General features: G+C 73.6%; 21 protein-coding genes. 4 read left to right on the plus strand and 17 right to left on the minus strand.

Going from position 1 to position 23,993, the window contains the following annotated elements:
- Positions 1–29 precede the first annotated feature (29 nt).
- Positions 30–2,264, plus strand: coding sequence for a diguanylate cyclase domain-containing protein (locus ACFP3R_RS32660; RefSeq protein WP_380641871.1), 2,235 nt, complete (start codon positions 30–32; stop codon positions 2,262–2,264).
- Here ACFP3R_RS32660 and ACFP3R_RS32665 read toward each other — a convergent pair.
- From ACFP3R_RS32665 to ACFP3R_RS32685, 5 genes are all read right to left on the minus strand, one after another.
- Positions 2,218–2,970 carry a class I SAM-dependent methyltransferase gene (locus ACFP3R_RS32665; protein WP_380641874.1) on the minus strand — a complete coding sequence of 251 codons (753 nt, stop codon included), beginning with the start codon at positions 2,968–2,970 and terminating at the stop codon, positions 2,218–2,220. The two genes, ACFP3R_RS32660 and ACFP3R_RS32665, sit on opposite strands and share 47 nt — an antisense overlap.
- Before the next feature lie 112 nt (positions 2,971–3,082).
- Positions 3,083–3,679 (minus strand): GTP-binding protein, encoded by a 597-nt coding sequence (locus ACFP3R_RS32670; protein ID WP_380641877.1) that lies wholly within the window; start codon positions 3,677–3,679, stop codon positions 3,083–3,085.
- 34 nt (positions 3,680–3,713) lie between these two features.
- Entirely contained in the window at positions 3,714–4,136 is a 423-nt protein-coding gene (locus tag ACFP3R_RS32675) for a roadblock/LC7 domain-containing protein (protein ID WP_380641880.1), read from the minus strand.
- Positions 4,133–7,393, minus strand: coding sequence for a sensor histidine kinase (locus ACFP3R_RS32680; protein WP_380641882.1), 3,261 nt, complete (start codon positions 7,391–7,393; stop codon positions 4,133–4,135). The genes ACFP3R_RS32675 and ACFP3R_RS32680 overlap by 4 nt, the downstream gene beginning before the upstream one ends.
- A gap of 262 nt (positions 7,394–7,655) precedes the next feature.
- Positions 7,656–8,681, minus strand: coding sequence for an ABC transporter substrate-binding protein (locus tag ACFP3R_RS32685; RefSeq protein WP_380641884.1), 1,026 nt, complete (start codon positions 8,679–8,681; stop codon positions 7,656–7,658).
- 232 nt (positions 8,682–8,913) lie between these two features.
- On the opposite strand from ACFP3R_RS32685, the gene ACFP3R_RS32690 reads away from it, so the two are divergent.
- Positions 8,914–10,071: a 4-hydroxybenzoate 3-monooxygenase gene (locus ACFP3R_RS32690; RefSeq protein WP_380641887.1), complete on the plus strand. Its 1,158-nt coding sequence runs from the start codon at positions 8,914–8,916 to the stop codon at positions 10,069–10,071.
- Positions 10,072–10,794: 723 nt separating this feature from the next.
- Here the strand turns inward: ACFP3R_RS32690 and ACFP3R_RS32695 are convergent.
- The 11 genes from ACFP3R_RS32695 to xerD form a co-directional block, all read right to left on the minus strand.
- On the minus strand, positions 10,795–11,676 hold the full coding sequence (locus tag ACFP3R_RS32695; protein WP_380641890.1) for an ABC transporter ATP-binding protein: 882 nt from the start codon (positions 11,674–11,676) through the stop codon (positions 10,795–10,797).
- The gene (locus ACFP3R_RS32700; RefSeq protein ID WP_380641892.1) at positions 11,673–12,476 is read right to left on the minus strand and encodes an ABC transporter permease; all 804 of its coding nucleotides are present in this window, start codon (positions 12,474–12,476) and stop codon (positions 11,673–11,675) included. Before ACFP3R_RS32700 ends, ACFP3R_RS32695 begins: the two co-directional genes overlap by 4 nt.
- Entirely contained in the window at positions 12,473–13,246 is a 774-nt protein-coding gene (locus ACFP3R_RS32705) for an ABC transporter permease (RefSeq protein ID WP_380641955.1), read from the minus strand. The genes ACFP3R_RS32700 and ACFP3R_RS32705 overlap by 4 nt, the downstream gene beginning before the upstream one ends.
- A gap of 233 nt (positions 13,247–13,479) precedes the next feature.
- On the minus strand, positions 13,480–17,223 hold the full coding sequence (locus tag ACFP3R_RS32710; protein ID WP_380641894.1) for an nSTAND1 domain-containing NTPase: 3,744 nt from the start codon (positions 17,221–17,223) through the stop codon (positions 13,480–13,482).
- Between the two features lie 72 nt (positions 17,224–17,295).
- Positions 17,296–18,039 carry a pseudouridine synthase gene (locus ACFP3R_RS32715; RefSeq protein ID WP_380641896.1) on the minus strand — a complete coding sequence of 248 codons (744 nt, stop codon included), beginning with the start codon at positions 18,037–18,039 and terminating at the stop codon, positions 17,296–17,298.
- A complete protein-coding gene (gene scpB / locus ACFP3R_RS32720; protein ID WP_380641899.1) occupies positions 18,032–18,727 on the minus strand; it encodes an SMC-Scp complex subunit ScpB in 696 nt (231 codons plus the stop codon). Before scpB ends, ACFP3R_RS32715 begins: the two co-directional genes overlap by 8 nt.
- Complete coding sequence (locus ACFP3R_RS32725) at positions 18,724–19,623, minus strand: segregation and condensation protein A (RefSeq protein WP_380641902.1); 900 nt, start codon at positions 19,621–19,623, stop codon at positions 18,724–18,726. Before ACFP3R_RS32725 ends, scpB begins: the two co-directional genes overlap by 4 nt.
- Complete coding sequence (locus ACFP3R_RS32730) at positions 19,620–19,976, minus strand: hypothetical protein (protein ID WP_380641905.1); 357 nt, start codon at positions 19,974–19,976, stop codon at positions 19,620–19,622. Before ACFP3R_RS32730 ends, ACFP3R_RS32725 begins: the two co-directional genes overlap by 4 nt.
- Positions 19,973–20,947, minus strand: a complete 975-nt coding sequence (locus ACFP3R_RS32735) for a ParA family protein (RefSeq protein ID WP_380641907.1) — start codon at positions 20,945–20,947, stop codon at positions 19,973–19,975. Before ACFP3R_RS32735 ends, ACFP3R_RS32730 begins: the two co-directional genes overlap by 4 nt.
- A 113-nt stretch (positions 20,948–21,060) precedes the next feature.
- Complete coding sequence (locus ACFP3R_RS32740) at positions 21,061–21,381, minus strand: ArsR/SmtB family transcription factor (protein ID WP_380641909.1); 321 nt, start codon at positions 21,379–21,381, stop codon at positions 21,061–21,063.
- Positions 21,382–21,441: 60 nt separating this feature from the next.
- Complete coding sequence (xerD, locus tag ACFP3R_RS32745) at positions 21,442–22,374, minus strand: site-specific tyrosine recombinase XerD (protein ID WP_380641912.1); 933 nt, start codon at positions 22,372–22,374, stop codon at positions 21,442–21,444.
- Positions 22,375–22,472: 98 nt separating this feature from the next.
- Here xerD and ACFP3R_RS32750 point away from each other — a divergent pair, with 98 nt between their 5' ends.
- Positions 22,473–23,087, plus strand: a complete 615-nt coding sequence (locus ACFP3R_RS32750; RefSeq protein ID WP_380641914.1) for a DUF1707 domain-containing protein — start codon at positions 22,473–22,475, stop codon at positions 23,085–23,087.
- Here the strand turns inward: ACFP3R_RS32750 and ACFP3R_RS32755 are convergent.
- Positions 23,076–23,447, minus strand: coding sequence for a DUF2752 domain-containing protein (locus tag ACFP3R_RS32755; protein WP_380641916.1), 372 nt, complete (start codon positions 23,445–23,447; stop codon positions 23,076–23,078). The two genes, ACFP3R_RS32750 and ACFP3R_RS32755, sit on opposite strands and share 12 nt — an antisense overlap.
- 53 nt (positions 23,448–23,500) lie before the next feature.
- Between ACFP3R_RS32755 and ACFP3R_RS32760 the strand changes: the two genes are divergently transcribed.
- Positions 23,501–23,893 carry a hypothetical protein gene (locus tag ACFP3R_RS32760; RefSeq protein ID WP_380641918.1) on the plus strand — a complete coding sequence of 131 codons (393 nt, stop codon included), beginning with the start codon at positions 23,501–23,503 and terminating at the stop codon, positions 23,891–23,893.
- The last annotated feature ends 100 nt before the right edge of the window (positions 23,894–23,993 follow it).

The raw sequence follows: 23,993 nt of genomic DNA on the forward strand, positions 1-23,993 counted from the left end.
CGGCACCGGCCGACCGACGCCGCCGACCCATGACCGAGTCCGGTGGACCCGACCACACCGGGGGCAGCCCTCCCCCGGCCGGCGCCGCGCGCCCCGATCCGGGCACAGCCGACCCGGACCCCACCGACCCGAGCCCCACCGACCCGAGCCCCGCTGGCCCGGACCCCGCCGACCCGAACCCCGCCGAGGCGTGGACGAGGGCGCTGACCGGCACCGCCTGCGCGCCGATGGCGCGGGCGCGGATCCGCGAACACCTCGACGGGCACCTGGCGCGCCTGACGGGGCTGCTGGCCGCCACCCCGTTCGACCCCGACGACGGGGCCGCGGTCGGCCGGTGGCTGGTGTCGGCGCGGTTCGGGCCGCACAGCCTCCAGCGCACCATCGAGGTGCTGGGCCGGCTGCTGCCGGACCTGGCGGACGCGCCCGCGGACCGGGTGATCACGCTGCTCGGCGCGGTCGCCGCCGGGTACGCCGCCGCCGCGCGCGGGCAGGTCTTCACCGAGCAGGAGGAGGTGCGGTCGTCGCTGCTGCGGGCGCTGGAGCGGGCCCAGGACGACCTGCACGACAGCGAGGAGCGGTTCCGGCAGGTGTTCGCCAGCTCCGGCGTGGGCATCGCGATCTTCGACACCGACGGCGCGGTGGTGGAGGCCAACCCGGCGCTGGTCGCGATGCTCGGCCCGGAGGAGGGGCGGTACGGAGAGGGGTGGCACGGGGAGGGGCGGCACGACGAAAGCCACCGCGGGGAACCGCGCCACGGGGGAGCCCCCCGCGAGGAACCACCGGCAGACGCCCGGCGACCCCCGGCCGAGCCGACCGGCGACCGGCCCGGGGAGCGGCACCCCGGCGGGGCGGTGCCGGAGGGCCGCCGCGGGTCCTCGGCGCTGTTCACCGCGGAGGACCTGGCGGTCCTGCGCGCGGACCAGGCGCGGGTGCTGCGGTCGGGCGACGACACCTTCCGCACCGAGCGGCGGTTCACCGGCCCGAACGGCGATCCGATGTGGACCAACGTGGCGCTGTCGGTGGTGCGCGACGCCGACGGGCGGCCGAAGTACCACGTCGCGGTCGTCGAGGACACCACCGAGCAGCGGGTGCTGCGCGAGTACCTGCGCCACCAGGCCCTGCACGACGTGCTGACCGGCCTGCCCAACCGCCAGGGCTTCCTGCCGGTGCTGGAGCGCGTGCTGAGCCGACCGGGCTCGGTGACCCTGTGCTACCTGGACGTGCACGGCGTGGGCGTCGTCAACGACGGCCTGGGCTACGAGGCGGGCGACGAGCTGCTGAAGGCGGTGGCGGGGCGGTTGACCGCGGCGGTGGCCGGTGAGGTCGCCACGGTGGCGCGGCTGGGCGGTGACGAGTTCGTGGTGCTGGTCGAGGACTCCCCCGGCACGCCCGGCGTCCCGGCGCTGGCCGGGGCGATCGAGGCGGGGCTGGCCGAGCCGGTGCGCCTGGCGGACCGCCGGTTCGTGCTGTCGGCGGCCATGGGGTTCGTGCGCGTCCCGACGCGCGGGGTGGACGCGATGGCGCTGCTGCGCCGGGCGCACAGCACGCTGCGCCGCGCCGAGCGCGGCGGCCGGGGCCAGTGGGAGGTCTACGACGAGGTGCGGGACGCCCGCGACCGGGAGCGGCTGCGGCTCGTCGCGGCCGTGGCGGACGCGGTGGCCGGCGGCGCGATCAACATCGACTACCCGCCGGTGGAGCGGGACGGCGCGCGGGTCGCGGTGTCCGCGCGGCTGCGCTGGCGGGACGGCGGGGGCGAGCCGGTGCGGCACGAGGAGTGCCTGCGCTTCGCCGACGAGATGGGCGTGAGCGGGCGCCTGGCCGGGTGGCTGCTGGACGAGGCGTGCTCGTTCGCGGCCGTGGAGGGGCTGCCGGTGCTGGTGGCGCTGTCGTCGGACCAGTCGCGCGACCCGGAGCTGACCGCGCCGGTGGCCGAGGCGCTGCGGGCGTCCGACCTGCCGCCGCACCGGCTGTGGCTGGCCCTGTCCGCGCACGGCCTGGCGGTGGACCCGGACGCGGTCGAGGACAACCTGACCACGCTGGCGGACATGGGCGTGCGGCGGCTGCTGCACGGCTTCACCTGCGCGCTGGTGGAGCTGTCCGTGCTGGAGCGCCAGCTGCTGCACGGCGTGGTGCCGGTCGACCCGCCGCCGGAGCCGCTGGCGCGCGAGGCGCTGGCGGCGGCGCTGCCGCTGGTGCGGTCGACCGGCGCGCTGGTGGTCAGCGACGGTCGGTGGCCGGGAGCGGACCTGGTCGCGCGATCGTGATGACCTCCCGGCTGGTGGCGGTCAGCGGGGTGCGGTCCCACCAGCCGCAGCGCTCGACCACCTCGAACCCCCTCTCGGCCAGCAGCGCGTCGACCTGCTCGGCGGTGGTGAACCGCAGCGTCGCCCAGTCGACCCTCGGCGCCGGCCAGTCCGGGCTGCTCGCGGTCTCGCTGAGCCGCACCAGCCCGTCCTCCACGCTCGCCACGCGGTGCTCGACGCGCACCGGCTCCCCGCGCTCGCCGACGATGTCGACGCCGTTCTCGGGAATCCACCGCTCCCAGGCCCGCGCGCCCGGGTTGCGGGTCTCGAACGCGTACCGGCCGCCCGGCCGCAGCGCGCGGCGCACGGCGGTGAACTGCGCGCGCGCCTCGTCGTCGGTGAGGAAGACCTGGAACACGTGCCCGGTCATCAGGACCAGGTCGAACTCGCCGTCGAAGGTGACGCCGCCCAGGTCGCCGGCCACCCAGTCCACGTCGTCGCGCCGGCGGGCCCGGTCCAGCGCGTCGGGGTCGGGGTCGAGGCCCACGAGGCGGCCGGTGTGGCCGGCCGCGCGCGCCGCGCCGAGCAGCACGCCGGTACCGCAGCCGACGTCGAGCACCGCGTCGGCGGACAGCACGAGGTCGAGGTAGAAGTCGTCGGACAGGTCCCACTCGTTGAGCGCGTCGTAGCGCGCGGCCGAGTCCTGGTTCTCCGGGTTCGTTGGCACAGCGCCCGAGTGTGGCCCGGAACGGCGGCGGGCCGCGACCGGTTTTCCGGCCGCGGCCCGCCGCGGTGCTGCTGGTGGTGCCGGTGCTGCTCGTGGTGCGGGTGGTGCGGGGTCAGGCGAACGTCGGCAGGCGCATGGCGTGCTGCACCAGCGTGATGAGCGTCTGCTTGGTCGACTGCCGGTTCCGCGCGTCGCAGGGCACGATCGGGACCGCCTGGTCGATCGTCAGCGCCTCCCGGATGTCCTCGATGCGGTGGTGCAGCAGGCCGTCGAAGCAGTTCACGCCCACCACGTACGGCAGTTCGCGGTCCTCGAAGAAGTCGATCGAGGCGAACGCGTCCGACAGCCGGCGGGTGTCGACCAGCACGACGGCGCCGATCGCGCCGCGCACCAGGTCGTCCCACATGAACCAGAACCGGTGCTGACCGGGGGTGCCGAACAGGTAGAGGATCAGGTCCTGGTCCAGGGACACCCGGCCGAAGTCCATGGCCACCGTGGTGGTGACCTTGTTCGGCGTGCCGGACAGGTCGTCCACGCCGACGCTGGCCTCGGTCATCACCGCCTCGGTGGTCAGCGGGACGATCTCGGACACGGACCCGACGAAGGTCGTCTTGCCGACGCCGAACCCACCCGCCACCACGATCTTGGTCGACGTGACGGTCGGGCTCACCGTGGGTGACCCCGGCCGTCCGGGAACGCCACCGCTCATGTTGCTCTGCTTTCCCTAGTGGTCGGTGCCGTCGTCAGCCGCGCATCGCGACGTGCAGCTGCGAACGGATCTCCGGGGTGAGCTGCACGCCGACCCGCTCGACCAGCCGCGTCATGGCGTAGCCGATCAGGCCGATGTCGCAGTTCGGGGCGGCCAGCACGGCCAGGCAGGAACCGTCGCTGATGGACATGAGGAACAGGTAGCCCCGCTCCATCTCCACCACGGTCTGCTTGACGTCACCGGCCTCGAAGCAGCGCGCCGCGCCGAGGTTGAGGCTGATCAGGCCGGACGCCACGGCCGCGAGCTGCTCGGCGCGGTCGAGGGGCAACCGCGTCGAGGACGCCAGCAGCAGGCCGTCCGCGGAGACCACGATCGCGTGCGCGACACCCGCGACCCTGCTGACGAAGTCGTCGACCAGCCAACTGAAGTTGTCAATTTCTTCGGCTGCGGTGGTCACTTCTGCTCCTTGTTGTCTGCGTTGCCGATCGACAAGCCCTCCCAGGGCATGGCGCTGTCGTCGTTGGTCTCGCGACCCATCTGCACACCGCGCTGGTAGGTCGCGAACCGCTGGCGCAACCGGTCGGCCGAGCGGCGCGGCGGGGCCGCGGTCGCGAGACCGGAGGACGCCGCGCCCGCCGCCGACTGGGGCCCGGCGGGCGCCGAGCCGCGGGGCGAGGGCCCGGTGAGCGAGCCGGGGACCAGGCGCGCCTTGGGCACGCGCTTGGGCAGGCCCGCGGTCGTGGTGTCGTCCACCGGAGCCTTGAGCAGGTTCGTGGCGGCCGACCAGCCGTCGTCGCCCGAGCCCCAGTCGGGACCGCCGCCCGACGAGGGGATCGCCGACGGCGCGGGCTCGCGCTTGGGCAGGCCCGCCGGGGTGGCGCCGCGGGGAGCGGGCGGCGTGGGCCGGGCCGACTCCCGCCGGGAGCCGCCCAGATCGGAGCCGCCCAGATGGGTGCCGCCCAGCTCGGTGCCGACCAGCTCGGTGCGGTCCGCGAACACGGTCCTCTCCGACGCGCCGGGCTCCGGGCGGGACGGGTCGAGGCGGGACGCGAAGGCGGGCTCGCCCCGGTTCGGCTCACCCCGGTTCGGCTCGTGGCGGGCCGGCTCGTGGCGGTTCCCGCCGGGGAGCGGGCCGAAGGCGTTGGACTCGTCCATCAGGTCGGTCCGGTCGGCGAACATCGTCTTCTCGGCGGCGGTCTCCGGCGGCACGTCGCCGCCCGGGTCCCCACCGCCGCCCAGGTCGCCGCGCACCGTCGCCTCGGGTGCCTCGGCGCCCTGGAACCAGCGCGACAGCACGTCCTCGTAGATCGGCAGGCGCTGGGTCGAGGCGTCGTCCTCCTCCACGACCGGCGGCGCCGGCCGGGACGGGGAGGGCGGGTACGAGTAGTCGATCGCCGGTTCGCCCGCGGCCGGGGTCTCGACCACGGTCGAGGTGAACAGGTCGGCCGCCGAGGTCTGCTCGACCTCGAAGAACCCGTTGGGCTCGGCCTCGTGGGTGTGCACGACCGGCGGGACCGCCGCGGACTGCGGGGACGGCGGCGCGTAGTCGCCGGGCGTGGCGTCCGGCGTCCACTTGGGCACGCCGGCCAGCACGCCGACGCCGCTCTCCTCCAGTTCGAGGTTGGCCGGTCGCGGCGGCAGCGCGGCCGGCGCGGGACGCGCGGTGAGCGGCTCGGGGCCGCGGTGCAGCAGGTCGACCGGCAGGATCACCTGGGCCGTGACGCCACCCTCTATGTCGTCGTTGTTGTTCAACGTGACGCGGATGTTGTGGCGCTTGGCCAGCTGGCCGACCACGTACAGGCCCATCTCGCGCGCCACCGACACGTCGACCTCGGGCGGATCGGCGAGCTTGGTGTTGGCCTCCGCGATGTCCTGCTCCTGCATGCCGACACCGCGGTCGTGGATGCGGATGGACACCTCGCCGCGCCGCGTCTCGATGGCGCGCACGGTGACCTTGGTGGTGGGCTTGGAGAACGCGGTCGCGTTGTCCAGCAGCTCGGCGATGAGGTGCGCGAGGTCGTTGACCACGCGGCCCTGGATCCTCAGCTCCGGCGCGGGCGCGATCTGGATGCGCGCGTACTTCTCGACCTCCGACACCGCGGCGCCGAGCACCTCGGAGATCGGCACGGGCCGGGTGACGCGGCGGTTGACCGTGGTGCCCGAGAGCACCAGCAGGTTCTCGCTGTTGCGGCGCATCTGGGTCGCCAGGTGGTCCAGCTCGAACAGGCTGGCCAGCTGGTCGGGGTCCTGCTCGTCCTGCTCCAGCCGGTCGATGACGGTGATCTGCCGCTCGACCAGCGCCTGCGAGCGCCGGGACAGGTTGATGAACATGTCGTTGACGTTCGCGCGCAGCGCCACCTGCTCGACCGCGAGGCGGACGGCTTCGCGCTGCACGGCATCGAACGCCCGCGCCACCTGGCCGACCTCCTCGGTCGTGTGGATGGGCACCGGCACCAGCGCCTCCTCCGCGGCCCGCTCGGGGTCGCGGTGCTGGCGGATCCGCTTGATCGCGTCGGGCAGCCGGTTGCGCGCCACCTCCAGGGCGGTGCGGCGCAGCACGCGCAGCGGCGTCAGCATCGAGCGGGCGACGAACGCCATGAGGGCGAACGCGAGGATCAGCGCCACGGCCACCAGGGCCGCGTCGCGCCACGCCGCGGCGCGGGCGTCCTCGGTGAGGTTCACCGCGGCGGCGTCGGCCTGGCGCTCGATGTCCTGCGCGACCGTCCTGAAGAGACCCGCGGTCTCCTCGCCCAGCGTCATGACGTTGGCGCTGTCGAGGTTCACCGCGCCCTCGTCGGCCTGCTGCACCAGGGCGAGCTGCACCAACCGGTTGCGACCGTCCACAGCGGGACCGGACACGGTGTCGGCGAGCAGCTGGCGGTTCTCCTGGCTCGCGGTGCCGGCGAACTCGACGAGCGCGGCGTCCAACCGGGACTGCGCGGCGCGCAGCGCGTTCTCCTGGCCGGGGGCGAACTCGTCGCGCTCCGCGGTGGCCAGCAGGATCGCGTTCTGCTGCGACAGCTGCTCCTTCGCGTTGTACAGCGCGAGGTTGGCGCCCGACAGCGGGTTGATCGTCTCGTTGCTCAGGCTGCCCGCGCTGGCGCGGTGCACCTGCGAGAGGGCGGCGAGGAGCTGGCCGTACGCGGTGTGGACCGAGACGTCGGGGTACCGGCTGTTGGTCACCGTGTTGCGCAGCGAGGCCAGGCCGTCCAGCGACTGGAGGGCGCGCTGGAACGCGTCGCGCACCGAGTCCTCGATGCCCGAGGTGGACGCGGCGACGTCCCGCAGCTTGCCGACCTCGATGTCGACCTTGTTGGACCGCGTCACGAGCTCCGCGGCGTTCTCGTTGCGCCCGCCCGCGACGAACCACACGGCGGCGTCGCGCTCCAGCTGGAGCGCGTCGGACACCGCGGCCGCCTGGGCGGACAGCTGGAGCTCGCGCTGCACCTTGCCGAACAGCTCGACGTCGTCGAGCTGGGTGTTCAGCCGGAGCCCCGCGAGCGCCAGCGTGCTCAGCGCCGGCACCAGGAGCACCACGGCGAGCTTGCTGCGCAGGCGCCAGTTCCGCAGACGCCACCGGGAGACTCCCCGGTCGGCGGGCACGGCGCCTGTGCTGGGACCCGAGTCGGGGGGTCGGCCGTCACCGGCGACACCCGCGTCGAGTTGAATCCGCTCCGGTTCTTCCCCGGAGGCGTGGTCGTCGTGACCGCGCACCGTCAGCACACTCCCCAGCCCCCCAGCCAGTGAAACGACATCCGTCTGCAAACCCGGGCGATCTTGGTGGAAAAAACCCGGGAGTCATACCGCCGTTCGGACCAGGTAGCCGGTATTTTGCCAATCAACCATTGTCGCGCGACACCCTGCTGGACGCGCTAAACGATCGCTAACCGGCGTTCACGGCTATTTCATGCTGGTGACCCGAACGGGAAACACCCGAGGGGGAGCCCGACGACCAACCGGGCTCCCCCCGGGGCGGTCAGCTGCCGGAGCTGCTGACCAACATCGGCTTCACGTCGAACTCTTCCTTGAGCAGGCCATAGGTTCGCATCAGCTCGGCGACCCGCTGCAACCGGGTGGCGTCCAGCGAGGTCGGGAACTCGCCGAAGTGCACCAGGCTGGCGGTCTCCTTGTCCACACCGGCGTACTCGACCAGCAGCGGCTCCACCGTGGGGCGGTCGGCGGCGTCGCGCTGGCCCTTGGCCATCGCGCGCTGGAAGGCGGCGACGGTCTTGGGGTTCTCATCGGCGAACTTGCCCGTGGTGGCGTAGCCGCCGATCGGGATGCCGTCGGTGGGGCCGGACGCCGCGTCGAGCACGGTGATCTGGCCACTGGTGCGCTGGGCCCGGCTGATGAACGGCTCCACCATGAACGCGGCGTCGACCGTGCCGTTCTGGACCGCGGCCTCCATGTCCGGGAAGGGGAACTCCTTGAAGTTCACCTTCGTCAGGTCGACGTCGGCGGCCTCCAGGGTGGCCTTCGCGGTCAGCTCGGCGATGTTCTGGAACGTGTTGATCGCGATCGTCTTGCCCTCGAAGTCCTTGGGCGACTTCACCGGCGAGTCGGCCTTGGCGAGGATCAGGAACATGTCGGGCTTGGTCTGGTAGCCGTCGTTGATGAGCTTCAGACCGCCGACGTCCTTCGCGCCCTGCTTGGACTCGGCCAGCATGAACGAGACCCAGTTGCCGAAGCTGATGTCCAGGTCGCCCTTGATCAGGCCGGGGATGGCCGCGGCGCCACCCTGGATCTTGATCGGCTCGATCTCCAGGCCCTCTTCCTGGAAGTAGCCCTTCTTGATCGCGATGTGGACCGACGCGACGTCGAGGATGGGGAGCAGGCCAAGCTTGATCTTGGCCTTCTCGACCTTGCCCGATCCGGCGGACTCGGCGGGCTGCTGCTCGTCCGAGCCGCCGAGCAGGCCGCAGCCCGACACGGTGGCGAGGAGGGTGACAGCGGACAGAACGCCGAAGATCCTTCGTGCCGAGAGGCCGACTCTTCGAGTCATGGGGTGCATCTCCTGTTGGAGTGGCGACTTTGCGGGGGCAGGATGCACGGGCGACGGGGCGTTGTTGAACCACTCAAAGTGACACGGGTGGCTCGACAAGACCCCAGTCGACCGACACTCGAAGGCTGATCCACTACCTTCGGTGAGCATCTTTGCACAGGCTGTCCAGAGGTTGGGGTATGCGGTGATCGATCATGACTCCGAATGGGCCGTACAGAGCAATCGACGTGCGGTGGGCATCGTCGGCGCGGGCCCGGCCGGATTGACCCTGGGGAACCTGCTCCGCGAAGCCGGTATCCCCTGCGTGGTGCTGGAGAGGAACACCCGCGAGCACATCGAGAACAGGCCCCGTGCGGGGGTGCTGGAGCACCGCGCGGTGCGGATGCTCACCGCCCACGGGTTGGCCGATCGGTTGCTCCAAGAGGCGGACAGGCACGGGGCCTGCGAGTTCCGGGTCGACGGTGTCGCGCACGAGGTGGACTACTCCACGCTCTACGACGGTCAGACGCACTACATCTACCCGCAGCAGGAGGTCGTCCGGGACCTCGTGCGGCACTACGTCGATGAGCGCGGGGGCGACGTCCGCTGGTCCGTGAGCGATGTCGAACTGCACGACGTGGAGGGCCCGGAACCGGCTCTGACCTGGACGAACGCCGACGGCACCCGGGAGCGGCTCAAGTGCTCGTTCCTCGCCGGGGCGGACGGGTTCCACGGGGTGGCGCGGCGCAGCATCCCGCCGGGCGCGGTGCAGGAGTTCAGCCACCAGCACGGGATCGAGTGGTTGAGCATCTTGGCGGAGGCTCCGCCATCCACCCACAAGGTGATTTACGCACTTCACCCGGATGGATTCGCGGGCCACATGCTCCGCAGTTCTACGGTTTCGCGCTACTACCTCCAGGTCCCGGTCGACGACACCGTCGACAACTGGCCGGACGAGCGGGTCTGGACCGAACTGCACAAGCGGTTGGCGCTCAAGGACTCCGACTGGAAGTTGACCGAGGGGCGCATCACCGAGAAGCGCATCCTGGACATGCGCAGCCACGTGGTCGAACCGATGAACCACGGGAACCTGTACCTGCTCGGCGATGCCGCGCACATCATCACCCCGGTGGGGGCCAAGGGGATGAACCTCGCGCTGCACGACGCCGAGGTGCTGGCCGCCGCCGTGACCGCTTACCACCGAACGGGCGATGACAGCGGACTCCGTTCGTACTCCGACGTGTGCCTGCGGCGCGTGTGGCGTGCGCAGGAGTTCTCGCAGTGGATGGTCTTCATGATCCACCGTTCGCCGGAGCCGTTCCTGAGCCGGTTGGGGCAGGCCCGGCTGGAGCACCTGATCGGCTCGCGGTCGTCGGCCGGGTACTTCGCCCAGAACTACGTGGGGCCCTGAGGAGGACAACTCGCGATTAACGCAGAGGCCGGTCGGTGAGCCGACCCGCCACACCGGGAGGACAACGCCGTCCCGTTCTCCACCGATCCCCCCGCAACGGGTTTTCGTGGAGAACGGGACGCACACCGGGAGTCCATTCCGAATCCCGGAACCGATTCCCCCGAATTCGAACGGTTCCGCCGGGCGGCACCATTGCCGGACACCGGACCGGAGCACCCGCCGCACCCATTCCGCCGCCGGCACCCCCTGACGCCGCAACGAATTCCGCCGCACCCCGCGCACCGTCCTTTCCGGGCTCCGGGAACCGCGTTCCCCGCCCGTTGGCCCCCGTTCACCCCGCGCCGGCGCCCAGGGTGCCCGCAGGGGCCCGAAAACCGCCCCGGACGCGCCGCCGCCGGCCGGTCGGCGCCCGGGAAACGATGTCGAATCGTTGCCAACGACGTCCGTCGAAACCCCGGCGCCCCAACGGCTTCACCCGCCGCGCGACCAGGCCCGATGCCGGCACCGCGCCCGTCCACCCCGGACACGGCGACGGACGGCCCCGGACACGGCGACGAGCGACCCCGGACACGGCGACGAGCGACTCGGACACGGCGACGAGCGACTCGGACACGGCAATGGCCACCCCGGACACGACGACGGGCGACCCCCGGCGCGGCCCTGAGAGGCCCTGTGCGCCGCGGATCGCCCGCCGACCGACTCCCTACTTCACGTGAAGGGCTTTCACGTCGCAGCGCGCTCCTCGGCCTCGACGCGCGAGACCTCGGCGCGCTCGGCCTCGGCCCACTTCGCCGCCTGCGCCTCGTTGGCCCGGCGCCGCGCCGCCACCTGCTCGGCGGTCTTGCCGACGTTCAGCAGCCGCGCGACCTCCGCCCGCAGCGCCACGAACGCCTCGGACTCGCGCGTGGTGATCTGGTCGCGCTGCGCGGGCAGGTCCACCTTCAGGTCCGCCACCACCGAGGCGGGCGAGGTGGACAGCACCAGCACGCGGTCGCCCAGGTACACGCTCTCGTCGATGTCGTGCGTCACCACCAGCACCGTGGTGTCGTGCTCGGTGCGGACCTTCAGCAGCAGGTCCTCCAGCTCGAACCGGGTCTGCGCGTCCACCGACGCGAACGGCTCGTCCATCAGCAGCAGCGCCGGCCGGTAGGCCAGCGCGCGGGCGATGGCGACGCGCTGCTGCATCCCGCCGGAGAGCTGCCACGGGTACTTGCGGTACGCCGTGGACAGTCCGACCCACTCCAGCGCCTCGACCGCGCGGGCGCGGCGCTCGGCGCGGCCGAGGGTGCGGCGCAGCGGGAACTCGACGTTCTTCAGCACCGACAGCCAGGGGAACAGCGAGCGGCTGTAGTCCTGGAACACCACGGCCAGGTCCTCGGGCACGCCCCGGACCCGGTCGCCGTGCAGGCTGACCTCGCCGCGGGTCGGGTGGATCAGGCCGGAGATGGTGCGCAGCAACGTGGACTTGCCGCAGCCGGACGGTCCGACGACGCAGACCAGCTCGCCTGCGCCGACGGTGAACGACAGGTCGGCGATCGCGGTGTGCGCGCCGTCCTTCGCCTGGTAGGTGTGGCCCAGGTCGGCCACTTCGAGCATCGCGGTCACGCTTTTTCCTCCACCGTCGCGGGGGTGCGCTCCTGCCTCGGCTGCCAGGCGAGGGCCCGGGCCTCGAAGGACAGGAGCACGGTGTTGAAGGCGTAGCCGAGGAATCCCAGGAGGATGATCCCGGCCCACATGTCGGGGAATTCGAAGGACCGTTGGGCCAGCAGGAGTTGCGACCCGATCCCGTTGTCCGTACCGACCAGTTCGGAGACGACCATGAGCACCAGGGCCAGCGACAGGGAGACCCGCAGCCCGGCGAAGATCTTCGGCGACGCGGCGGGCAGGACCACGCCGAGGACCCACTGGGGCTTGGGGATGCGGAACACGGCCGAGGTGTCGAACTTCGTGGCGTCGACGGAGCGGGCTCCGTCGATGCTGTTGAGCAGGATGGGCCACAGCACGCCGAACACGATCGTGGCGAGCTGCATCTGGGTGCCGGCCGTGAACAGCAGGAGGAACACCGGCACCAGGGTGGGTGGCGGGATCGACCGCATGAACGTCAGCAGGGGACCGGCGAACTGCATGGCCGCCGAGGAGCGACCGAGGGCGACGCCCAGGGCGACGCCGATCACGGCGGCGATGGCCCAACCGCCGAGGAGCCTGGCGATGCTGGGCAGCACGTGCTCGAACACCGTCTCGGTGAGGAACAGGTCCTCCACCGGACCGGACAGCCACAGCGCGTGCGCGGCGGTCGCGATCTCCGTCGGGCGCGGGAAGAACGTGTCGTCGGCGAGCCAGGTGAGCAGTTCCCAGACCACGACCAGGCCCGCGAACACCGCCCACCGCTGGATGAACCGGTTCACGACCGTCCTCCCGTCGTGACCGTGCTCCACCCGACCCAGCGGCGCTGCGCGCGCTCCAGCCCCTCGTTGAGCAGGTAGCCGATCACGCCCGCGACCACGGTCCCGGCCAGGACCAGGTCCATGCGGCCCGAGCCGCTGCGCGCGTCCATGATGAAGTTCCCGAGCCCGCCGCCCGAACCGCCCGCGAGCAGCTCCACGCTCACCAGCACCACGAGACCCGTGGTGGCGGCGAGGCGGATGCCCGTGAACACGAACGGCAGCGCGCTGGGCAGCGCCACGGAGAACAGCACGCGCACCCGGCCGGTGCCGAACGCCCGCGCCGTCTCGACGAGCAGGGGGTCCAGCTCGTCGAGCGCGTAGATCGTGTTGAACAGGATCGGCCACGTCGCCGCGTACACGGCGAGCGAGATCTTCATCTCCGGGCCGATGCCGATCACCACGATCGCCAGCGGGATGAGCGCCACCGACGGGATGGGGCGCAGGAACTCCACCACCGCCCGGGTGGCGTGGCGGACGGAGGGCACGCTGCCCAGCACCAGTCCGAGCGGGACGGCGATCCCGACCGACAGCACCACGGTGATGAGGAGCGCGAGCAGCGTCGCGACCACGTCCCGGAGGAACGCCTCGTCACCCAACAACCTCATCAGCTCCACCGCTACGACGGACGGCGGTGGCAGATAATCCGAGGGAACCAGTCGCGAACGACCGAACAGCTCCCAAACGACGAGGAACCCGGCCACACCGAGCAGTCCTCGGGTGAGCGCACGCACGCGCAACGCCTCTTCCCAGTTGATCAACGCCAGCCAACCCGGCTCAATCTAGAGAGAGAACAGCGCCACCACAATGAGTGGCGGGAAAACTCCACGATGTGATCTTGCGATCCACACTCGACTTTCCCCCCGCGCGAGTCGTACGTCCAGACCCCGCGAGTCGTACGTCCAGACCCCCCGAGTTCAGCGCTCAGGCCCCCCGGGTTCAGCGCTCAGGCCCCCGCGCGACGGGTTCACCTGCCGCACGGCGGGTCGTACGGCAGCTCCCCGAAGTACACCGCCCACTGCTCCGCGGTGATCCTCGGGTGCGCCGCGGCGCAGATGCGCTCCTCCACCCGCACGAGGTCGGTCGCCCAGAACCGGACCACCGCGTCACCCGCGCTGACCAACCCCCGCCCGTCCGGCGCGAACACCACCGAGTCCACCCCGGACGCGTGCGCCGCGAACGACGCCACCACCCGCGGCGGCCCCGCCCCGCCGATGTCGAACAGCCGCAGGGTCCCGTCCGCGCCGGCCACCGCCGCCCGCTCCCCGCGCACCGAGACCGACCGCACCGCCGACCCGAGCGGTTCCCTCGGCACCACCTCCACCGGCGCGGCGAGGCTCGCGTCCCACCGCAGCTCCGGCCGCCGCACCAGCACCGCCTGCCCGCTCGGCTCCGCGGTCACCAGCTCGCCGCCCACCGCCACCGCCAGGGACTCCACCTGCACCGCGGCGGGGTTCGGCCGGTGGCGGCGCACCAGTTCGCCGGGACCGGCCGGCCGCCACTCCTCCACCCACCCGCTGAGCTTGGCCACCACCAGCCGCGCGCCGGTCTCGTCGAACGCGAGGGCGTTGACCGGGCTGTTCCGGTGTTCCCGGTCGGCCACCACCGCGGTCTGGAGCAGGGTCCGCGCGTCCCACAGCCGGGTCGCCCCGTCCGCGCCGCCGGTGGCGAAGGAGGAGCCGTGCGGGCTGAACGCCACCACCCGCGCCGTGCCCGCCTCCCCGACCAGCACCGGCGACGCCGGGTCGGTGACGCGCCACACCCGCACCGCGTCGTCCTCCGCCACGGTCACCAGGTGCCCGCCGTCCGGGCTGAGCGCCGCGGTGCGCACCTTGCCCCGGTGCCCGGTCAGCGGCCGGGCCGTGCGCAGCCCCGACGGTGGGAGGGGGTGGACGAGCCGCAGCACGCCCTCCTCGTCCACGGTCGCCACGAGGTCCCGCCCCGCGGCGACCACCACCGACCGGATCTGCGCGTCCTGCCGGAACGGCAGGTCGGTCACGTCGGTCAGCCGCACGGTCAGGTCGTCACCCGCCGTGACCACCACCCGGCTCCCGACGAACCCGACGGCGGTCACGGGCCCGAGGTGCCCGACCGGCGCGGCCACCTCGGTCGGCGCGCCCCGGTCGGTCACGTCCCACAGCCGGGTCACCCGGTCCTCCCCCGCCGTCGCCAGCACCCGGCCGGTCGCGTCGAACGCCACGGCGCGCACGTCGCCGCCGTGGCGCAGCACGCCGAGCTGCCGCGCCGGCCCCGACGGCTCACCCACCCCCCACAGCCGCACCGCGCGGTCCTCGCCCGCGGTCGCCAGCAGCCGCCCCGAGTCCGCCACGGCCAGCTCGGTCAGCGCCCCGACCCCGGCGACGGCGGTGGTCGTCGCCCCGGTGGTCACCTCCACGACCTCCACCCGGTCACCGGAGAGCACCGCGAGCGCCGACGCGGACAGGAACGCCACCGCGCGCGACGCGCCATCGCCCGCCACGGGCAGCAGCCGCGGGTCGGACGGGTCGCCGACGTCCCGCACCACCGCGTACCGGTCCTCGTACCCGGCGGCGAGCCGGCGGCCGTCGGGCGAGAACGCCAGCGACACCGCGCTCCGGGTGGGCACCGGGTCCGTCAGCACCAGCTCCACCCGCGGCCGCCTCGGGTCGCGCACGTCCACCACCGCGATCCGGCCCGCCCCGGCGACGGCCACCCGGTCACCGCCCGGGGAGAACGCCACCACGCGCACGCCCGCCACGGCGGGCAGCTCGCTCAGGTGCGCCGGCCGGCGCGGGTCGGACACGTCGACCAGGCGCGCGTTCCGGGTGCTGGTGTCGTCCACGACCGCCAGCAGCGACCCGCTCGGCGCGACGGCCACCGACCGCGCCGCCGGAATCCGCGTGGCGTAGGGCTCGGCGAACGCGCCGAACACCGCGTCCCGCGTCTCGGGCAGCTCCGCCAACCGGTGCGCGGCCAGGCTGAGCTGCACCGACAGCGACGGGTCCGCGGTGCGCAGCCCGGCCGCCTGCGTGATGACCTTGTGCGCCAGCGCGATCGCGGCCTGCTCGCTGGCCGACCGCTCGGCGCGCACGGCGAACACGATCGCGCTGAACGCCAGCACCAGCAGCACGGCCATCACCGACACCAGCTGCCGCAGCCGGCGGGCGCGCCGGTGCTCGGCGGCGTGCACCGCGTCGTCCGCGGCGATGCCGGCCTCCAGGAACCGCTGCTCACCGGGCGTCAGCCGCGGCCAGACCTCCCCGTCGACCCACTCGCGGGCCATCGCCAGCCGGGTGCCCCGGTACAGCGCGGACGGGTCCCGGTCCAGCGCCTCCCACGTGCGCGCGGCGTCGGTCAGCATCCGCTGCGCCCGCAGGCCCGCGCGGTCCTCCGCGATCCAGCCGCGCAACCGCGGCCAGTTGTGGATCAGCGCCTCGTGGGCCAGCTCCGCGGAGTCGCGGTCGAGCACCACCAGGCGCGCCGCGGCCAGGGTCGCCAGCACCTCGGGGTGGTCGACCTCGTCCCGGTCCACCCGGCGCTTGGTGTCCCCGGTGCCCTCGCCGACCGCGATCAGCCGCAGGAACACCTGCTTGGCGATCAGCTGCCGGGCCGGGGTCATCCGGTTGTGGACGTCCTCGGCGCTGCGCGCGATCGAGTGCTCGATGCCCCCGGCCTCCTCGTAGGCCGCCAGGGTGAGCACGACCCCGCGCCGCCGCCGCCAGGTCTCCAGCAGCGCGTGCGACACCAGCGGCAGCACCGCGGGCTGGCCCGCCGCGTCCGACACCAGGCGGGTCACCAGGGCGGTCTCCACCTTGCAGCCGACCGCCTGGGCGGGCGCGACGACCGCCTCGCGCAGCTCGTCCGCGGTCATCGGGCCGACCAGCACGTGCCCGCCGCGCAGCGCCTCGACCAGCTCCGGGTACCGGCCGCAGTGGCCCAGGAAGTCGGCCCGCACGCCCAGCACCACCCGGGTCCGGCTGGTCGGCGCGGCCGCGGCGGTGGTCAGCGCGGCGACGAACGCGGCCCGCTCGACCGGGTCCGCGCACAGCGTGAAGACCTCCTCGAACTGGTCCACCACCAGCAGCAGGTCGCCGTGGCGGCCCACCAGGGCCTGCCGGACGCGCAGGTGCAGGTTCTCCGGGTAGGCGGTGAACTCGGCGACCAGCGCGGCCGCGGGCTTGCCGGTGACCGCGGCGATCCGCACGGCCAGCTCCTCCACCGGTCGCGGACCAGGCGTGAGCACGACCGCCGGTCCCGTCGCGCCCGCCACCAGGCCGGCCCGCAGCACCGAGGACTTGCCCGAGCCGGACGCGCCGAACACCCCCGTGCACCGGCGCCGCCCGACCAGCTCGACCAGCTCGCCCACCAGCCGGTCGCGGCCGAAGAACCGGTCGGCGTCCTCGACCTGGAACGCGGCCAGCCCGGCGTAGGGGGCGCGGTCGTCGTCCGGGTCGGCGCGCGGCGCGGCGAGCTGGTCGGCCAGCCCGCGCCAGCGGGCCTCCCACGAGGAGACCTCGCCGCCGCACGCCCGCACGTACGCCAGGGTGACCGCGAGGCTGGGCAGCCTGCGGCCGTTCGCCGCCTCGGACAGCGCGGCCGGCGAGTAGTGCGCCTGCCTGCTCAACTGCCGGTAGGTGGGGCCACCGGCCTTCTCGCGGAGCTTGCGCAGCCCCGCCGCGAACTCGCCCAGCCCGTGGTGCTCGACCCGTAACGGGGTCTCCCGTCTGGCCATGTCGCCCTCCCCTTCGACGAGGGCGATTGTTCAGCGGGTCCCGTTCAGCGTCCACGCGCTGACGCTGAACAACTACAGGCCGACGGCCTTGTAGAGGGAACCGACCTCCTGGCGGTTGAGCACGCGCATGGAACCGGGCCGCTGGTTGCCCAGGCGCACCTCGCCCACGGCGGTCCGGACCAGGGTCTGCACCGGGTGGCCGACCTGCTCCAGCAGGCGGCGGACGATGTGCTTGCGGCCCTCGTGCAGGACGACCTCGACCAGCGCCCGGCCCGGCAGCGCCGAGATCAGCCGGAACGAGTCGACCTTGACCGGGCCGTCCTCCAGCTCGATGCCCGCGCGCAGGGTGCGGCCCAGGTCCCGGGGGATGGGGCCGGGCACCTCGGCCAGGTAGGTCTTGGGCACCTCGTAGGAGGGGTGCATCAGGCGGTGCGCGAGGTCGCCGTCGTTGGTCAGCAGCAGCAGGCCCTCGGTGTCGGCGTCGAGCCGGCCGACGTGGAACAGGCGGTCCTTGCGGTTGGCGAGGTAGTCGCCGACGCACGGGCGGTGCTGCTCGTCGTGCATGGTCGAGAGCACGCCGCGCGGCTTGTTCAGCACGAGCGTGATCACGTCGTCCTTGAGCTGCACGCGGACGCCGTCCACGTGGACGACCGCGGTGTCCGGGTCGATCCGGCGGCCCTGCTCGCGGACGACCTCGCCGTCCACCTGGACGCGGCCCAGCTCGATCAGCTCCTCGGCCACGCGGCGGGAGGCGACCCCCGCTTTGGCGAGCACCTTCTGGAGCCGGACCCCTTCGGGCTTGTCCTGGTCAGACATCGTCGATCGCATCCACTTCGGGCAGGAGGGGAGCGATCGGGGGCAGGTCGCCGAGCGACGACAGGCCCAACCGCTCCAGGAACAGTTCGGTCGTGCGGTAGAGGATGCCACCCGTGTCGGAGTCGGTACCCGTCTCGGCGATCAGGCCGCGCGCGACGAGCGTGCGGATGACGCCGTCGACGTTCACCCCGCGCACCGCCGCGACCCTGGCCCGGGTGACGGGCTGCCGGTAGGCGATGACCGCGAGGGTCTCCAACGCGGCCCGGGTGAGCTTGGCGCGCTGCCCGTCGAGCAGCAGCTTCTCCACGAGTGGCGCGAAGCGGTCCCGCGTGTAGAACCGCCAGCCGTCGCCGATTCTACGCAGGTCGATCCCGCTGCCCCGCTCGGTGTAGTGGGCGGCCAGCCGGTGGAGGGCCCGGGTGACGCGCTTCACGGGCTGCCCGAGGACGCCGGCGAGCTGCTCCTCCGCGATGGGGCTGTCGACGACGAGCAGGACGGATTCGAGGGCGCCGTCCAGTTCGGCGTCCTCGGACAGGTCGGGCAGACCGTCCTCGACCTCGGTCCCGTCGGCTCCCGGGGGTTCCGGCGGGTCGAGCGCGAGGGCGGTGCCCCGGCCCGGCCCGGCGGCGGTGCCCGGCGGGAGCGCGGGACCGGCGGCCCCGGGTCGGCTCGGCTCGTTGGGGGTCACCCGTACTCCTCGTCGTCCTCGGCCCGCTCCGGGGCGTGGGTCTGCCCGTCGGTCCCCACCCAGGTGATGCGCAGCTCGCCGAGCGGGTCCGGCTGCTCGAACGCCAGCGCCCTCTCCCGGTACAGCTCCAGCAGCGCGAGGAACCGGGCGACCACCTCCATGGTCTCCGCGCACCCGGCGATCAGCTCGGCGAACGTCGTCGTGCCCAGCTCGGCCAGCCGTTCCCGCAGCAGGTCCGCGTGCTCGCGCACGGACACCCGGTGCTGGTGGATGTGCTCGGTGGACACCGTCGGCGGCGGTTTGGGCCGGAACGCGACCGCGGCGATCTCGGCGAACCGCCGGGCGTCCACGCCGAGCATCACCTCGGGCAGCAGCCCCTCGTACCGCTGCTCCAGCGCCACCGAGCGCGGGTAGCGCCGGTACGCGCCCTGCTCCAGCTCCGCGAACAGGGCCGCGACCTGCTTGTACGCCCGGTACTGGAGCAGCCGCGCGAACAGCAGGTCCCGGGCCTCCAGCAGGGCCAGGTCCTCCTCGTCCTCCACGTCGCCCGCGGGCAGCAGCCGGGCCGCCTTGAGGTCCAGCAGGGTGGCCGCGATGACCAGGAACTCGGTGGTCTCGTCCAGGTCCCACTGGTCGCCCATGGCCCGGATGTAGGCGATGAAGTCGTCGGTGACCTGGTGCAGGGCCACCTCGGTCACGTCCAGGGTGTGCTGCGAGATCAGCTGGAGCAGCAGGTCGAAGGGGCCCTCGAAGTTGGTGAGCCGGACCTGGAACCGGCCGTCGCCGGGCGGGGCCTGGTCGGGGGCGGGCGGGGCCTGGTCGGGGGCGGGCGGGTGCTCGACGGTGACCCCGGCCGCGCCCGCCGCGGTCCCGGGTGGTGGCGCCTCTCCGCTCACCGGTCGCGCAACCTGCGCACCAGCGGGGAGTCCTCGCCGTGGTCCTCCAGGTCGTCCAGCACGATTGCGATCGCCTCGCGGACCACGCGACCCCGGTCCACCACCAGGCCGTGCTCGCCGCGCAGCGCCAGCCGGGCGTGCTCCAGCGCCAGCAGCTCCTCGTCGGACACGTACACGGTGATCTTGGTCGAGTGCTTCTGCCGACCGCTGCCCCGCCGCGGTCCGGGCGCGGGCTGGTCGGCGGCGGGCGGGTCGGCCGGCGGGTCGACGGCGGGCCGGGGCGCGGGTTCGGGGGCGGAGCTCGTGAGGCGGAACAGTTCGGACGCGCCCGGCAGAGAGGGGCGTCGGGTCACCGGCCGATCACCTCGCGCGCCAGCGCGCGGTACGCCTTCGCGCCCGCCGAGCGCGGCGCCCAGCGGGTGATCGGCTCACCGGCGACGGTCGTCTCCGGGAACCGGACGGTGCGGTTGATCACCGTGTCGAACACGACCTCGCCGAACGCCTCGACCACGCGCGCCATCACCTCGCGGGAGTGCAGCGTGCGCGGGTCGTACATGGTGGCGAGGATGCCGGTGATCTCCAGCTTCGGGTTCAACCGCTCCCTGACCTTCTCGATCGTGTCTATCAACAGGGCGACCCCGCGCAGGCTGAAGAACTCGCACTCCAGCGGGATGAGGACGCCGTCGGCCGCCGCCAGGGCGTTGACCGTGAGCAGGCCGAGCGACGGCTGGCAGTCGACCAGCACGTAGTCGTAGCGGTCGATCACCGGGCGCAGCGTGCGGACCAGCGTGTGCTCCCGCCCCACCTCGGAGACCAGCTGGATCTCCGCCGCGGACAGGTCGATGTTGCTGGGCAGCAGGTCCATGCCCTCGACCGGCGTGTTCATGATGACGTCGTTGATGCCGACGTCGCGCTCCATGATCACGTTGTAGATGGTCTGGTCGAGCTGGTGCGGGTGCACGCCCAGGCCCACCGACAGGGCGCCCTGCGGGTCGAAGTCGACCAGCAGCACCCGCCGGCCGTACTCGCTCAGGGCGGCGCCGAGGTTGATCGTGGACGTGGTCTTGCCGACCCCGCCCTTCTGGTTGCACACCGCGAGGATGCGGGCCGGGCCGTGGTGGGCGAGCAGCGGCGGGTCGGGCACGAAGCGCAGCGGGCGCCCGGTGGGGCCCATGTCGCCCGCGGACTGCTCGACGGCGTCCTCGTCGACCGGCGCGGCGTGGGGCGCCAGGCTGAGTTCGACCTGGGCCCGGGGTACACCGGTCTGCTGCGGCGGCGGGGGTTGAGCTCCCCACGACCCGCTCGCGTGCCCCGGTGTCGACATCGCCTTCCGATCCTTAGTCCTCTGCCTGGGCGAAGCCTAGGCACCGGGGGGCCGGGCGGCAACGCGCCCCGCCGGAGCGGGTGCGAAGAGTTGTCACGCCGCGGTGGCGCGCGTCACCGCGCCGCGCCCGCCCGGTCGGCGGCCCGGAGCACCACGTCGAGCAGCCCCGGGAACAGCCGGTCGAGGTCGTCGCGGCGCAGCGAGACCCACCGCTGGTTGCCGCAGGCCCTGGTCCGGGTGATGCCGGCCTCGCGCAGCACCCGCAGGTGCTGGGACAGGGTGGACTTGGCCACGTCCACCAGCAGCGCGCCGCACAGGCGCTCGCCGTCGGCCTCGACCTGCCGCACGACCGCCAGCCGCGTGGGGTCGCTCAACGCGTGCAGCACCGACCCCAGGTCGATGGCGGCGGGTTCCGGCTCGTCCAAGTTCGGCACCTGGTCGGCACCTCCAGCTCGTCTGGTCGGGTGGTTTCCGGTCCGGTCCCGGCCCCCGCGTCACCCCGAAGCGCGGGGGTGGGCGGTGGCGTAGACCTCGCGCAGGGTGTTCACGGTTACGAGGGTGTAGACCTGGGTCGTCGTGACGGAGGCGTGCCCCAGCAGCTCCTGCACCACGCGCACGTCCGCCCCGCCCTCCAGCAGGTGGGTGGCGAACGAGTGGCGCAGGGTGTGGGGCGAGACCTCCGCCGTGGTGCCGGCCCGCTCGGCGGCGGTCTTGAGCACGTGCCAGGCGGTCTGCCTGGTCAGCCGGCCGCCGCGGGCGTTGAGGAACACGGCCGGGTTGGCGCGCTTGGCCAGCGCGGGGCGGGCGCGCACCAGGTAGGCGTCGAGCGCGGCGAGCGCCGGCCTGCCGACCGGGACCACCCGCTGCTTGCCGCCCTTGCCGTCGAGCAGGACGGTGCGCTCGGCGGCGTCGAGGTCGTCCACGTCCAGGCCGACGACCTCGGAGATGCGCGCGCCGCTGGAGTAGAGCAGTTCGAGCAGGGCGCGGTCGCGCAGCTCGGCGGGGGTGTCGCCGCGGGCGGTGTCGAGCAGCCGCAGCACGTCGTCCACCGGGATCGCCCTGGGCAGCCGCTTGGGCGGCTGCGGCGGGCGCACCTCCCGGGCCGGGTCGTGGGCGGTGAGGCCCTCGCGGTGGGCGAACCGGTGCAGCCCGCGCACGGCGACCAGGGTGCGGGCGGCGGAGGAGGCGGCCAGGCCCGACTCGCGCAGGCCGGCCAGGAAGTCGGTCACCACGGGCTCGGTGACCCCGCCCAGGTCGGTGACGCCGCGCCCGGCGAGGTGGGCGGCGTAGCGACGCAGGTCGCGGGCGTAGGAGTCCAGCGTGTTGCGGGCGGTGCCGCGCTCCACGGCCAGGTGGTCGAGGTAGGCCGTGATCGCCGCACCCGCAGGGGTCCCCGCCGGTGCGCCTGCCGGGGTCGCCGCCGTCACGCATGGCAGTGTGCCGCCCCCGCCCGCCGGCGTCGAGGGCGGCCGGCGCCGCGCTGGTCCCGGCCTTCCGCCGCGCCCCCTCCTGTTAGCGTTGTGACGTGTCGGAACCACACCAGGTGCGCATCGGCGACCAGCAGCGCCACGAGGCGATCAGCGCGCTGAACGAGCACTTCGCGGCCGGTCGCCTGGAGATCGGCGAGTACGAGCAGCGCGTCGGCTTCGCGTCCGGCGCGCAGACCGCCCAGGAGCTGGCGGCGCTGTTCAACGACCTGCCGCACCCCAGGTTCCAGCCGCCGACCGCCGAGTACCCGCGGACCACCGGCTACGCCGCGCCGGGCTACCCGGGCGACGGCCACCCCACCACCGGTTACGCCACCCCGGGGTACGCCACCCCCGGCTACGGGCAGCCCACCACCGGCGCGAAGGGCTACGCCGACCCCGCGCACGCCTACCCGCCGGGGTTCGCCCCGGCCGCCCCCTACGGCGTGGACCCGCTGACCGGGCAGCCGCTGTCGGACAAGTCGCGGATCGCCGCGGGCGTGCTCCAGTTGGTGCTGCCGTTCGGCATCGGCCGGTTCTACATCGGCGACACCGGGATCGGCATCGCGCAGCTGCTGACCTGCGGCGGGTGCGGCATCTGGTCGCTGGTCGACGGGATCGTGCTGCTGGTCAACGGCGGCACCGACAGCCAGGGCCGCAAGCTACGCGACTAGGTTGCGCACCAGCATCCACGTCACCGCCAGGGCCACCACCGGCACGCCGACGGCCCGCGGCACCGGCGGGGCGGGCTCGCCCCGCCGCGACGCCCGCGCCCACCGCGCCCACAGCCACACCAGCAGCGGCAGCCCGGCCACCAGCACCACGGCGTTGAAGTGCCAGGCCGCGACGAGGTCGCCGTGCAGCAACGCGTGGACCATCCGGGTGGACCCGCACGCCGGGCACTGGATGCCGGTCAGCGCGTAGAGCGGGCACGGCGGCAGCGGGGACCCCGGCTGGTTGGGGTCGACGACCAGCAGCACCCCGCACCCGACCACCGCCGCCGCGGCCACCGCCAGCGGACCTCGTCCACGCACACCCGCCATTATCCGCCAGCGGACGGGGCCCGCGGTCGGGGAGACTGGGGTGCGTGAGCTTCGCCGTGCACGCCCGCCGGGTGCGTGACGCCTCGCTGCCGATGGGCAGGCGGGTGTCCGCGCTGGGGTCGTGCGTGCAGCTGTTCCGGCCGTACGGGTACACCGGGACGCTCGCCTACCTCGAACTGGAGGTGGGGCCGTTCCAGTGCGACGGCGAGGCGCTGGTGCGGGCGCTGGAGCTGCTGGAGGCGCGGCGGGCGCGGTGGAAGGCGGAGGTGGCGGCGTTCGCCGAGGTCCGCCGGGTGGAGAAGCGGGCGGGGCGGCGGACGCCCTCGGGGCCCACGCCGTTCAGCCGGCCGGAGGACCTGGCGGCGGGCGCGCGGTGGCGGGAGATCCTGACCGCCACGCGCCGCGCCCACCGGCTGGTCCTGGGCCGCCGCCGCTGAAGACCCGGGCCGCGTTCCCCGCCCGGACGGTCGCACCGGCCCGACCGGCGCCGCCCGTGAGCCCGTTCCCGCCCACGAGCGGCCCCTCAGCACAGCCAGG

It is taken from the genome of Saccharothrix lopnurensis (assembly GCF_042658445.1).
In the GTDB taxonomy this organism is placed as follows: Bacteria; Actinomycetota; Actinomycetes; order Mycobacteriales; family Pseudonocardiaceae; genus Actinosynnema; species Actinosynnema lopnurensis.

Coding starts and splice junctions, on each gene's coding strand:
- ACFP3R_RS32660 (WP_380641871.1), top strand. CDS start 30: ATGACCGAGTCCGGTGGACCCGACCACACCGGGGGCAGCCCTCCCCCG.
- ACFP3R_RS32670 (WP_380641877.1), bottom strand. CDS start 3,679: ATGAGCGGTGGCGTTCCCGGACGGCCGGGGTCACCCACGGTGAGCCCG.
- ACFP3R_RS32685 (WP_380641884.1), bottom strand. CDS start 8,681: ATGACTCGAAGAGTCGGCCTCTCGGCACGAAGGATCTTCGGCGTTCTG.
- ACFP3R_RS32710 (WP_380641894.1), bottom strand. CDS start 17,223: ATGGCCAGACGGGAGACCCCGTTACGGGTCGAGCACCACGGGCTGGGC.
- ACFP3R_RS32715 (WP_380641896.1), bottom strand. CDS start 18,039: ATGTCTGACCAGGACAAGCCCGAAGGGGTCCGGCTCCAGAAGGTGCTC.
- ACFP3R_RS32735 (WP_380641907.1), bottom strand. CDS start 20,947: ATGTCGACACCGGGGCACGCGAGCGGGTCGTGGGGAGCTCAACCCCCG.